The following is a 14720-nucleotide window of genomic DNA, read 5'->3' on the forward strand; positions in this document are numbered from 1 at the left end:
AGATATCTACTGGCCTTTCGAGCCTGAGGGTTCAGCATTAGTTCCTTTAATTACGCAGATATATAAACCGCACCCTGCAAGGAACTTTGGCCCGCACCACATACTCCGCGGATTAACACGAATAAGAGTCTAGACCGAATGACCGAAAACCCACTATTAGAACGTGCCCGGCGCTTCGTTTCGGCATTGCGCCATTGCCACGTGCTGGGCATTACCGTGCATGAGGCTAATCGGGACGGCATGACCCTCGTCTTGCCTTACAGCCCGGCGATTGTTGGTGACCCCCAGTCCGGCGTGATCCACGGCGGCGCGCTGACCTCCTTGATGGACACGGCCTGCGGCATGGCGACTCTATGTGCGCTGGAGGAATTCGAGGTGTGCCCGACCCTCGATCTACGCATCGATTACATGCATCCGGCCGCACCTCACAAGCCGGTGTATGGCTTCGCCCAGTGCTACCGAGTCACGACCGACGTGATCTTCACCCGTGGCTTCGCCTATCAGGATGACCCGCAGCAGCCCATCGCCCATGTGGTGGGCACGTTTATGCGCATGGGCAAGCGTCTCAAGGGCACGCAGGGGCTGGGCGATACGATCAAGGGAGCGCAGGCATGACCCATCGATTCAAAACACGCCTCGAACAAGCCCATGCCCGCGGTGACTATACGGCGCTGCTGGACGGGATTCCGTATGCCCAATTGATCGGCATTGAATGCACGCGGTTGGGCGATGAATTGCTGTTTCGCCTGCCGGCCAACAAAGACAACATTGGTAACCCCATTTTGCCGGCCTTGCACGGCGGTGTGATCGCCGGGTTCATGGAGTTGGCGGCAGCGTTGCACTTGCTGGTGTTTACCGGGGCGCCAGGGCTGCCGAAAATCATCGACTTTTCCCTGGATTACCTGCGTGCCGGTCAGTTCCGCGACACCTACGCCACCTGTCAGGTGTGGCGCCAGGGGCGGCGTGTGGCGAATGTGGCGATCACCGCGTGGCAAAGCACGGCGGCAGAGCCGATTGCCACGGCCCGTGCGCATTTCAAGATTGAGGAGGCGAGTCGCCCTTGAAATCCTGGTCTTAGCCCCCAACTTTGATGACAACCCGCCGCCGACCCTAAAGGTCGGGGCCACTGCCATCCAATTGGAGTTTGATGACCATGAGTGTGGAAACTCAAAAGGAAACCCTGGGCTTCCAGACCGAGGTGAAGCAACTGCTGCACCTCATGATCCATTCGCTGTATTCCAACAAGGAAATCTTCCTTCGCGAATTGATCTCGAACGCCTCTGACGCTGTCGACAAATTACGTTTCGAAGCCCTGTCCAAGCCCGAGTTGCTGGAAGGTGGCGCCGAACTGAAAATCCGCGTGAGCTTCGACAAGGACGCCAAAACCGTCACCCTCGAAGACAACGGTATCGGCATGAGCCGTGACGATGCGGTCACCCACCTGGGGACCATCGCCAAATCTGGCACTGCCGATTTTATGAAGAACCTGTCGGGCGACCAAAAGAAGGATTCGCATCTGATCGGCCAGTTTGGCGTGGGCTTCTACTCGGCCTTTATTGTCGCCGATAAGGTTGAAGTGTTTAGCCGTCGCGCCGGCCTCGACGCCAGCGAAGGCGTGCACTGGGCGTCGAAAGGCGAGGGCGAATTTGAAATCGCCACCATCGATAAGCCAGACCGCGGTACTCGCATCGTGTTGCACCTCAAGTCCGGTGAAGAAGAATTCGCCGACGGCTGGCGCCTGCGCAATATCATCAAAAAGTACTCCGACCACATCGCACTGCCGATCGAGCTGCCTAAAGAACAGGCTGCCGCCGAAGGCGAAGAAGCCCCGGCCCAGGAATGGGAAGTGGTCAACCGCGCCAGCGCCCTGTGGACCCGTCCTCGCACCGAGATCAAGGACGAGGAGTACCAAGAGTTCTACAAGCACATCGCTCACGATTACGAAAACCCGCTGAGCTGGAGCCACAACAAGGTTGAAGGCAAGCTGGAATACAGCTCGCTGCTCTACGTACCGGCCCGCGCGCCGTTTGACCTGTACCAGCGTGAGGCGCCGAAAGGCCTGAAACTCTATGTACAGCGCGTATTCGTGATGGATCAGGCGGAATCCTTCCTGCCGTTGTACCTGCGCTTTATCAAAGGCGTGGTCGACTCCAACGACTTGTCGCTGAACGTGTCGCGGGAAATCCTGCAGAAAGACCCGATCATCGACTCCATGAAGTCGGCGCTGACCAAGCGCGTACTCGACATGCTGGAAAAACTGGCGAAGAACGAGCCTGAGCAATACAAAGGCTTCTGGAAAAACTTCGGCCAGGTCATGAAAGAAGGCCCGGCGGAAGATTTTGCCAACAAGGAAAAAATCGCTGGCCTGCTGCGTTTCGCTTCGACTCAGGGCGAAGACGGCGAGCAAGTGGTGTCCCTGGCCGAGTACCTGGCACGCGCCAAGGAAGGTCAGGACAAGATCTATTACCTGACCGGCGAAACCTACGCTCAGGTCAAAAACAGCCCGCACCTGGAAGTCTTCCGTAAAAAAGGCATCGAAGTGCTGCTGCTGACCGATCGTATCGACGAGTGGCTGATGAGCTACCTCAGCGAGTTCGACGGTAAGTCGTTCGTCGACGTGGCCCGTGGCGACCTGGACCTGGGTAACCTGGATTCGGAAGAGGACAAAAAAGCCGCTGAAGAAGTGGCCAAGTCCAAAGAAGGCCTGGTTGAACGCATCAAGACCGCCCTGGGCGAAGCTGTCAGCGAAGTACGGGTTTCCCACCGTCTGACCGATTCCCCGGCGATCCTGGCCATCGGCGAGCAGGACCTGGGCATGCAAATGCGTCAGATCCTTGAGGCGAGCGGGCAGAAAGTGCCAGACTCCAAGCCGATCTTCGAATTCAACCCTGCGCATCCGTTGATCGAGAAGCTCGACGGCGAGCAGAACGAAGAGCGTTTTGGCGACCTGTCGCACATCCTGTTCGACCAGGCAGCCCTGGCCGCCGGCGACAGCTTGAAAGACCCGGCCGCCTATGTGCGCCGACTGAACAAGCTGTTGGTTGAACTGTCGGTTTAACAACGTTGTAGGAAAAACCCGCTTCGGCGGGTTTTTTCGTTCCAGTGCACCTTAATCGGAGTCAATGATGAGCCAAGTCACCGTGCGTTCCGTGGTCTATCAGATCGATGGCCAGCCGTATGAAAGCCGCCTGGCGTTCGACGCCAGCCAAAAAGGCCCGCTGCCGGGTCTGTTGATGGCGCCCAACTGGATGGGCGTCAGTGCCGGCGCCGAAGAAATTGCCAAGGCCGTTGCCGGCAAGGGCTATGTGGTGCTAATCGCCGACCTGTATGGGCAAACCGTGCGCCCGTCCAATGCCGATGAGGCCGGTGCGGCGATGATGCCGTTGAAAAATGATCGCCCGTTGCTCAACAAGCGTATGCAGGCTGCTCTCGACCAACTGCAGGCCCAGACCGAGACGGCAGTGGATACCTCCCAGCTCGCTTCGTTCGGCTTCTGTTTCGGCGGTTGCTGCACCCTTGAGCTGGCCCGTACCGGCGCGCCGTTGAAGGCTGCGGTATCGTTCCACGGCACCCTCGACACACCGAACCCGGCGGATGCCAAGAACATCCAAGGTTCAGTCCTGGTGCTGCATGGCGCCTCGGACCCCTTGGTGCCCAAGGAGCAGTTGCCGGCGTTCGAGGATGAAATGAACGCCGCCGGTGTGGATTGGCAGTTGCTCAGCTATGGCGGTGCGGTGCATTCCTTTACCGACCCGCACGCCAATGTGCCGGGCAAGATGATGTACGACGCGAGAACTGCCGCGCGGGCCTTCCAGTCGATGCATAATTTGCTGGATGAGGTGTTCAAGGGCTGAGTTTTCAGCGCCTGTACCGGCGTTATCGGGGGCAAGCCCCCTCCCACACATGATTGGATTCAGATCGTCAAAATGTGGGAGGGGGTTTGCCCTCGATGGCTATCTCCCAGGCAACTCAATCCTTTCCGATTCCCCCGGAACCGTTGGCCAATCCCCAGCCGCCCAACGCTGCCTGGCCTGCTCGATCACCGCAGGATCACTCGCGACAAAATTCCAATTGATCCGCCTCGGTCCATCCAGCGGTGCGCCGCCCAACACCACCAGATGACAGTCGGATTCGGCAAACAACGTCATCGTCTCTCCCTTCGGCAATACCACTAGGCTATGCACCTGCAACGGTTCGCCGTCGAGCTGCGCGTCACCTGCCAGCATATACACGGCGCGTTCCTCATACTCATCGGGGATCAGTAGCGTGGTGGCCGTTTGCATGTGCACATCGGCATACAACGTGGGCGAAAGTACGGGCACCGGTGACTTAAGGCAGAAGCCAGTGCCGGCAATCAAGCGGATCTGCACGCCCAGTGCGTCGCTGACTGGCAAACTCGCCGCCGGGTGATGGCTGTAATGGCCTGGCCCGGTTTCGTGGTCCCTGGGGGACGCCAGCCACACTTGCAGGCCATGCAGCGCAAAACCGCTGGCCTTGAGCGCCTCGGGTGTGCGCTCGACGTGGGCAATTGCGCTGCCGGCGGTCATCCAACTGACATCGCCCGGCTGCACCACTTGATCGGAGCCCAGGCTGTCTTTGTGCTGCAATTCGCCCTCGAACAGGTAGGTAAGGGTCGAAAGCCCGATGTGCGGATGCTGGCGGATATCCATGCCGGTGCCGGGGGCATAGCGGGTCGGCAGCATATGATCGAAGAAGACGAATGGCCCGACGTTGCGGCAGTCTCGCGACGGTAGCGGGCGCAGAATCGGTTGGCCCTCGACATCTTCCTGGCGCGGGCGAATCACGGTGAGGGTGGTCATGGTGCATCCCTGTCTGAGCGGGTTGGAATGCGCTGAGCATAACCCGCTCGACAGGAGCTTGCCGCTATTGGCTGAAGGCGCCTTCGGAGAGGGTGGTCTCGATGTTGATGTCGGCGGTGGTCATCAGTTTGTGGACCGGGCAGCGATCGGCCACGTGGTGCAGCTCATCACGCTGAGCATCGCTGAGCACGCCCTTGAGGGTCAGCTTGACGTTGAGCGCGTAGCGGCCTTTTTGCTCTTGGGCGGCGTCGTGGGTCACTTCAACGGTGACACCGGTCAGCGGAATATCCTTTTTTTGCGCGTAGAGCCTGACCGTCAAGGCCTTGCACGAGGCCAGCGCGGCGTCGAAGTAATCGTGGGGGGAGGGCGCAGAGTCGTCGCCACCCAGGTCTTTGGGAAGGTCGGTAAACAGCTCGTGGTGATTGATATTGACGCTGTGGCGATAGTTTTCGGTGTTCAGCGTGTTGACGATAACAGACATGGCAAACCTCACAGGGATGGCAGGATGAAGGTCATGCAGTTATAGAGCATGCTGGCACTTAGGTGTTCCTGCTTTTTTTGGGATGAACCCGCCAAGGGAGGGCAGGGTCTACCTGTATCCCACGCCTATCGAGAGCTTACCGTGCCCTGGACCCGCTTGAGTCTTGCCCTGTTGGTCGCCTGCAGCAGCACCGCCTTGGAGGCGCGCGACTATGCCTACAGCGATGCGCACCTGCATTACGTGGATTTCTTTCAAGAAAGCGCGGGCATGGACAAACTGCTCAAGGCCATGACGGAAAATCGCATCGAGCATGTAATGATTTCTGGCATACCCGTGGCCAAGAAATGGCATGAAGACGAACCCAAGCGCCCACGCTACTACGCTGGCGATGATGCTGATGCCTACTGGTACAGCGCCACCGATGTGATCGTGGCGGCCGCTGTGAACAAGCTGACCCCGGCCCAGCGCCGGCACTTTCACCCGTTTCTGTCTGGCTTCAACCCCAATGACAAAAACTCCGACGCGCATATCCAGCGCATGCTCGACCTCAATCCGGGGCTGTGGCAGGGCATCGGCGAGGTGTTCACCCGTCACGATGATCTGACGGCCCTGACGTCCGGCGACACCCCGCGCGCGAACAACGAGGCCATGACCCGCATTTATCACCTGGCCGCCGAAAACGACCTGCCGGTGATGCTGCATTCCAACATCACCTCCAAGCGCGAGCGCAACCCGCTGTACCTGGCCGAAGTGGAAGAACCGCTGCGCAACCACCCGCACACCCGGTTTATCTGGGCGCATGCCGGTACCAGCAAAGAGATTCACCGGCATCAGGTGCAGATGGACTTTCTACTGCCCACCTTGAACCGTCTGCTGGAGTCTTACCCCAACCTGTATGTGGATTTGTCTTGGAGCATGCTCACGCCTTATCTGCTGGACGAGGCGGGCAAACCACGGCCTGAGTGGGTGGCCCTGGTGGAGCGCTTCCCGGAGCGCTTTATGCTGGGCTCTGACGTCGTCGGACGCTTCAACAAGCTGGGTAAGGAAATGCACCGCTTCGATCCCTTTCTTGACGCGCTGCCTGAAGCGGTGGCCCGTAAAGTGGCGCGCGATAACTTCCTGGCCGTGCTGCCTAAGAGCCATCAAGATGACGGTGCTCCTTGAGCCCGTACCTGCACCAGGATTTTCCGTAGCCCATAAAAAGCCCCGAACCAGTCGGGGCTTTTTTATGGGAACAACCTACAGGGCTTACTTGCCCTGCCAGCGCTTCAGCACCAGGGTGGCGTTGGTGCCACCGAAGCCGAAGCTGTTGCTCATCACGGTGTCGATCTTGGCGTTCTCGACAGTCTTGGTCAGGATCGGCATATCGGCGACGACCGGGTCGATCTCTTCGATGTTGGCCGAGCCGGCCATGAAGTTGCCTTCCATCATCAGCAGGCAGTAGATCGCCTCGTGAACGCCAGCGGCGCCCAGGGAGTGACCGGATAGGCTCTTGGTGGAGCTGATTTTCGGAGCCTTGTCGCCGAATACCGCACGCACGCCTTCCATTTCCTTGGCATCGCCGACCGGGGTCGAAGTGCCGTGGGTGTTCAGGTAGTCGATAGGGGTATCCACGGTGGACATGGCCATCTGCATGCAGCGGATGGCGCCTTCGCCGCTTGGCGCAACCATGTCGTAGCCGTCGGAAGTGGCGCCGTAGCCGACGATTTCCGCGTAGATCTTGGCGCCACGGGCCAGAGCGTGTTCCAGCTCCTCGACCACCACCATGCCGCCACCGCCGGCGATGACGAAACCGTCACGCTTGGCGTCGTAGGCACGGGAGGCTTTTTCCGGAGTTTCGTTGTACTGGGTGGACAGCGCGCCCATGGCGTCGAACAGGAACGACTGGCTCCAATGTTCTTCTTCACCGCCGCCGGCGAAGACAATGTCCTGCTTGCCCAGCTGGATCTGCTCGACCGCGGTACCGATGCAGTGAGCACTGGTGGCGCAGGCGGAGGAGATCGAGTAGTTCACGCCCTTGATCTGGAACGGCGTGGCCAGGCAGGCCGAAACGGTGCTGCCCATGGTGCGGGTGACACGGTACGGGCCGACGCGCTTGACGCCTTTTTCGCGCAGGATATCCAGCGCTTCCATCTGGTTCAGGGTGGATGCACCGCCCGAGCCGGCGATCAGGCCGGTGCGCACGTTCGAAACCTGGTCGTCGCTCAGGCCGGAGTCGGCGATGGCGTCTTTCATGGCCAGGTAGGCGTAGGCGGCGGCGTGGCCGACGAAGCGGTAGATCTTGCGATCGATCAGTTCTTCGAGGGGTAGGTCGATGGAGCCGGAAACCTGGCTACGCAGACCCATTTCGGCATATTCCGGGTTGAAGCGGATGCCAGGGCGACTTGCACGCAGGTTAGCGGTGACGGTCTCTTTGTCATTGCCCAGGCAAGAAACGATGCCCAGACCAGTGATAACGACGCGGCGCATGCGGATAACCCTTAAAAGTTGTCAGTGGAAGTGAATACGCCGACCCGAAGGCCTTCGGCAGTATAGATCTCGCGACCGTCGACGCTCACCGAACCATCGGCGATGGCCAGGTTCAGCTTGCCCTTGAGGACGCGCTTGATTTGAATGTTATAGGTGACTTTCTTGGCGGTCGGCAGGACCTGGCCGAAGAACTTCACTTCGCCCGAACCCAGGGCGCGGCCGCGGCCCGGCAGGCCTTGCCAGCCGAGGAAGAAACCGACCAACTGCCACATGGCGTCAAGGCCCAGGCAGCCCGGCATGACAGGGTCGCCTTCGAAATGGCACGCGAAGAACCACAGGTCCGGGGTGATATCCAGCTCGGCGACCAATTCACCTTTGCCGTACTTGCCACCCTCTTCGCTGATATGGGTGATGCGATCCACCATCAGCATGTTAGGGGCGGGCAGTTGCGCGTTACCTGGGCCGAACAGCTCACCGCGACTGCAGCGCAGCAGGTCTTCCCGGGTAAAGGCGTTTTGTTTGGTCATGCGAGCTCCTCAATAATCCCATGCGGCAGGGTAGGGCAAATCTTCCCGAACCGACTGAAGCGTTCATGCCTCAGACCGGCAGCCTACACATAGACTATTGCGTTGTAGTGAAAGTCACAGCGTCAAGGTACTGAATGTACACTTGTTCACTGAAATTTTAAACCGGGCCCGTTCAAGGGCCCGTTTGGGTGCCTAAGACTGCCGCACTTTCGTCTTTCACGCCAGTCGCAGTTGGCTGATAAGGCCGTATTACTGCACCCAACGCTGCAGGACATGCTGCAAATCCGTACGTTTGAACGGCTTGGCCAGGTAATCGTTCATTCCGGCCGCCAGACAGGCTTCACGGTCGCCCTGCAAGGCATTGGCGGTGAGCGCAATGATCGGCAAATCGGCGCAGCCGGGTAACTGGCGAATCTGTCGGGTGGCTTCGTAGCCGTCGATCAGCGGCAGTCGGCAGTCCATCAGGATCGCGGTGAAAATCAGGCTCTCGGCGCTGCGTATCGCCTCGGCGCCGTCAGTGGCCAGGCTCACCTCAAATCCCAGACTGCGCAGCATGGCCTCGACCACCGTGCGGTTGACCGGGTTGTCCTCCACCAACAGCACATGGCGCCCTTCGCCAGCGCTATTTTTACGTTCGGCATCCGGGGCGATGGACGGCAGGCTCTGCTGATCAATCGCCAGAGGGATTTCCAGGGTAAACACCGAGCCGCGACCTTCTTCGCTCTGGGCGCGCAGGGTGCCGCCCATGCGTTCGGCCAGTGTGCGGGCGATGGGCAGGCCGAGGCCGGTGCCGCCGTAACGTCTTGAAATGGAACTGTCGGCTTGCTGGAACGCGTCGAACATCAATTCCAGGCGTTCGGCGGAAATCCCGATGCCGCTGTCGCGCACCGTGCAGGTGAACCACACCAGTTCATGGTCGAGGGGCTGCCAGTGCGGCTCGACACTGACGCTGCCGTGTTCGGTGAACTTCAGCGCATTGCCGATCAGGTTCACTAGAATCTGGCGGATACGCGTAGGGTCGCCCCGCACCCGCAGTGCGTCCATACCCGGCGGGATCGGCAAGCGCAGCGCTAGCCCTCGTTGCTGGGCGCTATGTTGGAAGGCCTGGGCGCAACTGTTGATCAGGTCGGCGAGGTTGAACGGAATATGTTCAAGTTCCAGAGCTGCGCGCTCGATGCGCGAAAAATCGAGAATATCGTTGATCACCTTGAGCAGATGCTCGGTGGATTCGGAGGCCAGCGCCGCGTATTCGGTCTGCTCCTCAGTCATCTCGGTGGTTTCCAGCAATTGCAGCATGCCCAGTACACCGTTCATCGGCGTGCGCAATTCGTGGCTCATCATCGCCAGGAAATCCGACTTGGCATTGTTGGCGCGCTCGGCCTCTTCGCGGGTCTGGATCAACTGGGCCATGGCCTGCTGCTGTTCGCGGCTGGCCTGGTTGAGACCTTCGGCCAGGTTGTTGATATGCCGCGACAGGTCACCCAGTTCCGAGTCGTCCACAATCGGCAGCGCCGTCTTGTACTGGCCTTGCTGGATGGCCTTTACAGCGTTGCCCATCGCGCTGATCGGCTGGGACAGGCTGGCGGCCAGGCGTCGGGCGAGCAAGAAGGTAAACAGCAGCGTGAACAGCGCGAGAATCCCGGCCTTGAACAGGATTTCCTGCTGGCGTTGGCTGAACGCATCGTTGGACATGCCGACAATGACCCGGCCCAGATAATCCGCGCGCGGGGCCTTCGGCTCGGTGAGGTTGTCCTGGAAAAAGTCATTGCCCAGCTGAATGTGCTGCAGACGGATCGGCGCCTGGAACACTTTTACCGACAGCGAGCGGTCATGTTTTTCCGAGGGCTGTTCGACATATACCAAGATGTTTTCGGCGCTGTCCTGGATTTCCAGAAAACGCACATGGGGCGTTGCCAGGGTGGCGCGCAGCAGGCTTTCGAGCACATCGTTGTTGCCGGAAATCACCCCGTATTCGGTGGCCGGGGCCAGTTGGTTGGCGATCAATTGGCCGGTGTGATCCAGCTCCTGGCGCAAGTCCTGGATACGTACGAAGGTAAAGAAGCTGATCAACAGCAACGTCAGTAACAACGCCGGCCCCAGGGTAATGAGCTGGGTGCGGGTGTTGATGCCCCAACGACGGCGCAGGCTCATGGGCGTTTTTCTCCTTCGGCCAGGCGGGCGGCGACGTTGGCTTCGTCGAACTGTTCGATGCCCAGTGAGCGCGCCACTTGCGGGTTGCCCACGACTTTGAAGTGGTCCGGATACAGCGAGCGCGGCCAGTTCGCCGGGGCTCGGTCGAGTAGGCGGTCCAGCACCGCCAGCCAATCGGCCTGGTCGCTGTAGGTACTGGCCAAGCTGCCGGCGCGCACGAATCCTGCATTTGGGCCCACCAACGGCAACTGTTGGGCATAACTGCTCAGTAACAGGTTTTTCGCGGTTTTCGGGTTGTACAGCTGCGGGTCATCCAGGCCGAGCAGTACGTCGCTATTCCTGAACAGGTTTTGCAGCGGGCGACTGTCACTGATGGTGTCCCAGCGCTGGGGCACGATGGTCATGTCCAGGGGCTCCGCATGCTGGCGCAGTTCCGGCAGCAGGAACTCACTCTCGGTACCGTAAAGCACACCGATGCGGCGGGCTCGCGGCAGGATACTGGCGATCAGGCGCAATTGCCGTTCCAGAGGCGGATCGCTCCACAGCAGGCTCACGCGCGGATGCTGGGCGGCGCCAGGACGTTCGTGAGCTTGCAACCGGCTGATACGCAGCACCAGTGTCGGTGGGCCCATGTTGTCTTGCAGGCGCCAATCGAGGCTGGCCAAGTCCAGCAGGATCAGGCGCGTGCTGGCAGGCACGCGACCGGGGGCGGGTAAGTCTTTGAGCGGGGTGAAGGTTACGTGGTCTTCGGGACGTTGCTGGGCCAGGGCCTGGGTGAAAGCATGCACACCGTCACTGTCTTCGGCGGCGGTCAGCAGGATCTCGGCCGCCCACGTCGGCGACGCCAGCAGCAGGCACGCCAGCAGCGCACAATGGCGCCAGAGCTTATGGATAGAAAGGGAAGTCATCCGTGACGGGCCGGCCATGCTAGAACTCTAACTCTGCGCTGAAATACAGCACATGGCGCTGGTCGTAGGTGTTATCGGCCCAGGTGGTCGGCTGGTCGTCGAGGCGTTGTTGCAGCATGCCAGCCAGTTCCACATTGGCTTTGCCCAACGCGATGCGCTTGGCCACCCGCAGGTCGACCCGCTCGAAGCGGTATTGGTTGAGCGCATCGTCGCCGTAGTAGAACAGCGCGCTGGACCAGCCATGTCCCCATTCACGCAGCCAGCCGGCCGAGCCACTGTTACGCGCGGTTTGCGCTTTGTCCAACCGGTTGCTGGCGCTGGCATCGACATACGCATACGTCAGCCGCAGGCGGTCGGCGTTACTCACGCGCCAGTCGAACTGAGATTCGGCGCCGGTAAAGCGCGAGCTGTTGGCGTTGCTGGCGATGTATTGGTTATTGCGCAATGGCGAACTGATCATGTCGGTGATTTCGTCATAGAACAGTTTTACGTCCATGTTCAACCCGAGGTCGGCGAAGAAGCCGTTATAGCCCAGTTCCCGCGAGCGCATCCGCTCTTTGTCGAGGTTACCCGGCCCCCGGGTCTTGACGAAGTATTGCGCGGAGGTCTGGCCAAACGCCGGGGAACTCAGGTTGGTGACGCGGTAGCTCCAGTTGACGTTGTTCTCGAACATGTCCGGCGAGCGGATCGCCTCGGAGTACACGGCGCGCAGGCCATGGCGCGGGTTGATCAGATAGTTGAGCGCCACCCGCGGTGTCAGTGAATTGCCGCTCAGGTGGGTGTCTTCATACATGGCGCCGCCCTGCAGCAGCCAATGTTCGCTGGCGCGCCATTCCAATTGGCCGAACAGGCGCCAGGTGGTGTCGTCCAGGGTGCCGTTGAAGTAGGTGTCGGAGTCGGCGCGGTCGTAGCGGTAGTTCATGCCGCTGACCAGTCGCAGGCTGTCGGACAGGCTCAGCGTGTCCTGCAGCTCCAGGTCGTAGCGGCTTTCGCGGGTGCTTTGGTCGATATCGCCGCAGACGCTCTGGTTGGCGCCGTTGCGCCATTGATCCAACACCTGATTGGCCAGCGCTTGTTCGGCGGCGCTGCCCGGTGGTGCGCTGCCCTGGCTATAGACGTCCATATGCCGGGCCAATTTTTCCGCGTAGTTGGGGTTCAATTGCCACAGCTGGGTCAGCTCCGGGCTGAACGAGACCTTGGCGTCGCAGGCTTTCCAGATTTGCCGACGATCCCATTGCTGGGCCGACCCCTGGATGTACAGGCTGTGTTCGGGGTTGAAGTCGACGTTCCAGCGCAGGGAAGCGGCGTAGTCCTTGGCGGTAACGTCAGAATTATTACCGCCTTCGGTGATGCCGGCGAACACCGGGCTGTAGGTATATGGACGCTGATTGGTGCCTTCCTTGGCATCCAATTGCCAGTCGATGCTCTGCTGCGCATTCAGCGTCTGGCTGACCGCCAGGCTGAAGCGGTTGAGGCGTCGGCCGTCACGGCGGTCGGCGCCGGCGGCGTCGCTGTCGAAGCCGTCGTCCTGTTGCCCGGACAAAGACAGGCGCAGATCGCCGGTCTCCCAACCCACGCCCTGGCTGGCATAGAAGTCGTTGATGCCGCGCTCGCCGCGAATCACCTTGACCCGCGAACCGTGGCTGTTGGCCGGGGAGCGCGTGAGGATATTGACCACCGCCATCAGTGCATTGGCGCCATAGCTGACGGTGTTGGGGCCGCGGAACACCTCGATGCGCTCGATATCCTCCATGGCCACCGGGATGTCGCTCCAGTCCACGGTGGCCAGACCCGCGCGATACACCGAACGGCCGTCGATCAACACCTGCATGCGCCGCGCGTCGCTGGCGCTGGTGCCGTGGTAGTTGACCGCCGCCTGATTGCCGGTGGTGTAGCCGACCATCATGCCCGGTACCAGACGCAGCAGTTCGCTGATGTCCCGCGCGCCGCTGGCCTTGATCAACTCGCTGTCGATCACCGTCATGCTGCCGGGTACGGCGGCGGCCGATTGCTTGAGGCGCGTGGCGGTCAATACCTGCGGCAGCGGCTGGCTGTCGAGGAACAGATCGTCGGCCAGCACGGCGTTGCTGCACAACAGCATCAGCAAGAGAGAGGAGCGCGGAGGAGGGCCCAGATACACGGTGCGGCCTTGATAATGACGGATAGCCGCCCATGTTAACTGAGGCGCGGCCATTTGCCATTCGCCGCGCCCGTAATTACGTCATGCCGCTATGGCATTTTCCGACAAACGCGCGAATTGACACGGGGGCTGGCCGCAAGCGGGTCGCTCCGTATAATGCCGCCATCGCCACTGGTATGGATTAACGGATTGCATATGACTGAACAGCGCCCTATTGCGGTCCTGGGAGGCGGAAGTTTCGGTACCGCCGTGGCTAACCTGCTGGCGGAGAACGGCCACCCGGTGCGCCAGTGGATGCGTGATCCCGAGCAGGCCGAGGCCATCCGTGTACACCGGGAAAACCCGCGCTACCTTAAAGGCATCAAGATCCACCCGGCAGTCGAGCCGGTCACCGATCTGCTGGCCACTCTTACAGACTGCGAGCTGTGTTTCGTCGCGCTGCCCTCCAGCGCCTTGCGCGCGGTGCTATCGCCCCATGCCGAACGCCTGGCGGGCAAGATGCTGGTCAGCCTGACCAAGGGCATCGAGGCGCAGACTTTCAAGCTGATGAGCCAAATCCTCGAAGAAATCGCGCCCCAGGCCCGCATCGGCGTGCTATCTGGGCCGAACCTGGCGCGGGAAGTGGCCGAGCACGCCTTGACCGCCACCGTGGTGGCCAGTGACGACGAGGCGTTGTGCGAGCGCGTCCAGGCGGTGTTGCATGGCCGCACGTTCCGGGTCTACGCCAGCAGCGACCGTTTTGGCGTGGAGCTGGGCGGCGCGTTGAAAAACGTCTACGCGATCATCGCCGGCATGGCGGTGGCGCTGGGCATGGGCGAAAACACCAAGAGCATGCTGATCACCCGCGCCCTGGCGGAGATGACCCGCTTCGCGGTGAATCAGGGGGCCAATCCGATGACCTTCCTCGGGCTGGCCGGCGTGGGCGATTTGATCGTCACCTGTTCGTCGCCCAAAAGCCGCAACTACCAAGTGGGCTTCGCCCTCGGCCAGGGTTTGAGCCTGGATGAGGCCGTCACGCGCCTGGGCGAAGTAGCCGAAGGGGTCAACACGCTCAAAGTGCTCAAGGCCAAGGCCCAGGAGGCGGGTGTGTATATGCCGCTGGTCGCCGGGTTGCACGCGATCCTGTTCGAAGGGCGCACCTTGAATCAGGTCATCGAACTACTGATGCGGGCCGAGCCCAAAACCGACGTCGACTTTATTTCCACCAGTGGTTTCAACTGAGGA

The 14720-nt window shown here is 60.6% G+C and carries 13 protein-coding genes; 6 read left to right on the forward strand and 7 right to left on the reverse strand.

The annotated features are described in order from the left end of the window. Positions 1–138 precede the first annotated feature (138 nt). The 4 genes from FIV35_RS12870 (at position 139) to FIV35_RS12885 (ending at position 3854) form a co-directional block, all read left to right on the forward strand. Complete coding sequence (locus FIV35_RS12870) at positions 139–615, forward strand: PaaI family thioesterase (RefSeq protein ID WP_034137566.1); 477 nt, start codon at positions 139–141, stop codon at positions 613–615. Then, positions 612–1064 carry a PaaI family thioesterase gene (locus tag FIV35_RS12875; RefSeq protein ID WP_034137567.1) on the forward strand — a complete coding sequence of 151 codons (453 nt, stop codon included), beginning with the start codon at positions 612–614 and terminating at the stop codon, positions 1062–1064. Before FIV35_RS12870 ends, FIV35_RS12875 begins: the two co-directional genes overlap by 4 nt. 89 nt (positions 1065–1153) lie before the next feature. After that, entirely contained in the window at positions 1154–3058 is a 1905-nt protein-coding gene (gene htpG, locus FIV35_RS12880; protein WP_034096793.1) for a molecular chaperone HtpG, read from the forward strand. 67 nt (positions 3059–3125) lie between these two features. After that, complete coding sequence (locus FIV35_RS12885) at positions 3126–3854, forward strand: dienelactone hydrolase family protein (RefSeq protein WP_083377893.1); 729 nt, start codon at positions 3126–3128, stop codon at positions 3852–3854. A 99-nt stretch (positions 3855–3953) separates the two neighbouring features. Here FIV35_RS12885 and FIV35_RS12890 read toward each other — a convergent pair whose 3' ends face one another. Both FIV35_RS12890 and FIV35_RS12895 read right to left on the reverse strand, forming a co-directional pair. Next, entirely contained in the window at positions 3954–4820 is an 867-nt protein-coding gene (locus FIV35_RS12890; protein WP_034137569.1) for a pirin family protein, read from the reverse strand. A gap of 64 nt (positions 4821–4884) precedes the next feature. Continuing rightward, complete coding sequence (locus FIV35_RS12895; protein WP_034096676.1) at positions 4885–5301, reverse strand: OsmC family protein; 417 nt, start codon at positions 5299–5301, stop codon at positions 4885–4887. A 141-nt stretch (positions 5302–5442) separates the two neighbouring features. Between FIV35_RS12895 and FIV35_RS12900 the strand changes: the two genes are divergently transcribed. Further along, the gene (locus FIV35_RS12900; RefSeq protein ID WP_034137570.1) at positions 5443–6465 is read left to right on the forward strand and encodes an amidohydrolase family protein; all 1023 of its coding nucleotides are present in this window, start codon (positions 5443–5445) and stop codon (positions 6463–6465) included. A gap of 84 nt (positions 6466–6549) precedes the next feature. Here the strand turns inward: FIV35_RS12900 and fabB are convergent, their stop codons facing one another. The 5 genes from fabB to FIV35_RS12925 form a co-directional block, all read right to left on the reverse strand. Beyond that, positions 6550–7770 (reverse strand): beta-ketoacyl-ACP synthase I, encoded by a 1221-nt coding sequence (fabB, locus tag FIV35_RS12905; RefSeq protein ID WP_034096678.1) that lies wholly within the window; start codon positions 7768–7770, stop codon positions 6550–6552. Positions 7771–7781: 11 nt separating this feature from the next. Beyond that, positions 7782–8297, reverse strand: a complete 516-nt coding sequence (fabA, locus tag FIV35_RS12910; protein ID WP_010211704.1) for a 3-hydroxyacyl-[acyl-carrier-protein] dehydratase FabA — start codon at positions 8295–8297, stop codon at positions 7782–7784. A 249-nt stretch (positions 8298–8546) separates the two neighbouring features. Beyond that, on the reverse strand, positions 8547–10448 hold the full coding sequence (locus FIV35_RS12915) for an ATP-binding protein (protein WP_034137571.1): 1902 nt from the start codon (positions 10446–10448) through the stop codon (positions 8547–8549). Continuing rightward, positions 10445–11374, reverse strand: coding sequence for an ABC transporter substrate-binding protein (locus FIV35_RS12920; protein ID WP_034137572.1), 930 nt, complete (start codon positions 11372–11374; stop codon positions 10445–10447). The genes FIV35_RS12915 and FIV35_RS12920 overlap by 4 nt, the downstream gene beginning before the upstream one ends. Before the next feature lies 1 nt (position 11375). After that, complete coding sequence (locus tag FIV35_RS12925; RefSeq protein WP_331716846.1) at positions 11376–13496, reverse strand: TonB-dependent receptor plug domain-containing protein; 2121 nt, start codon at positions 13494–13496, stop codon at positions 11376–11378. A gap of 195 nt (positions 13497–13691) precedes the next feature. On the opposite strand from FIV35_RS12925, the gene FIV35_RS12930 reads away from it, so the two are divergent. Continuing rightward, a complete protein-coding gene (locus FIV35_RS12930; RefSeq protein WP_034137574.1) occupies positions 13692–14717 on the forward strand; it encodes an NAD(P)H-dependent glycerol-3-phosphate dehydrogenase in 1026 nt (341 codons plus the stop codon). Positions 14718–14720 lie beyond the last annotated feature (3 nt).

The sequence above is a fragment of the Pseudomonas rhodesiae genome (genome assembly GCF_007858255.1).
Classification (GTDB): Bacteria; Pseudomonadota; Gammaproteobacteria; order Pseudomonadales; family Pseudomonadaceae; genus Aquipseudomonas; species Aquipseudomonas rhodesiae.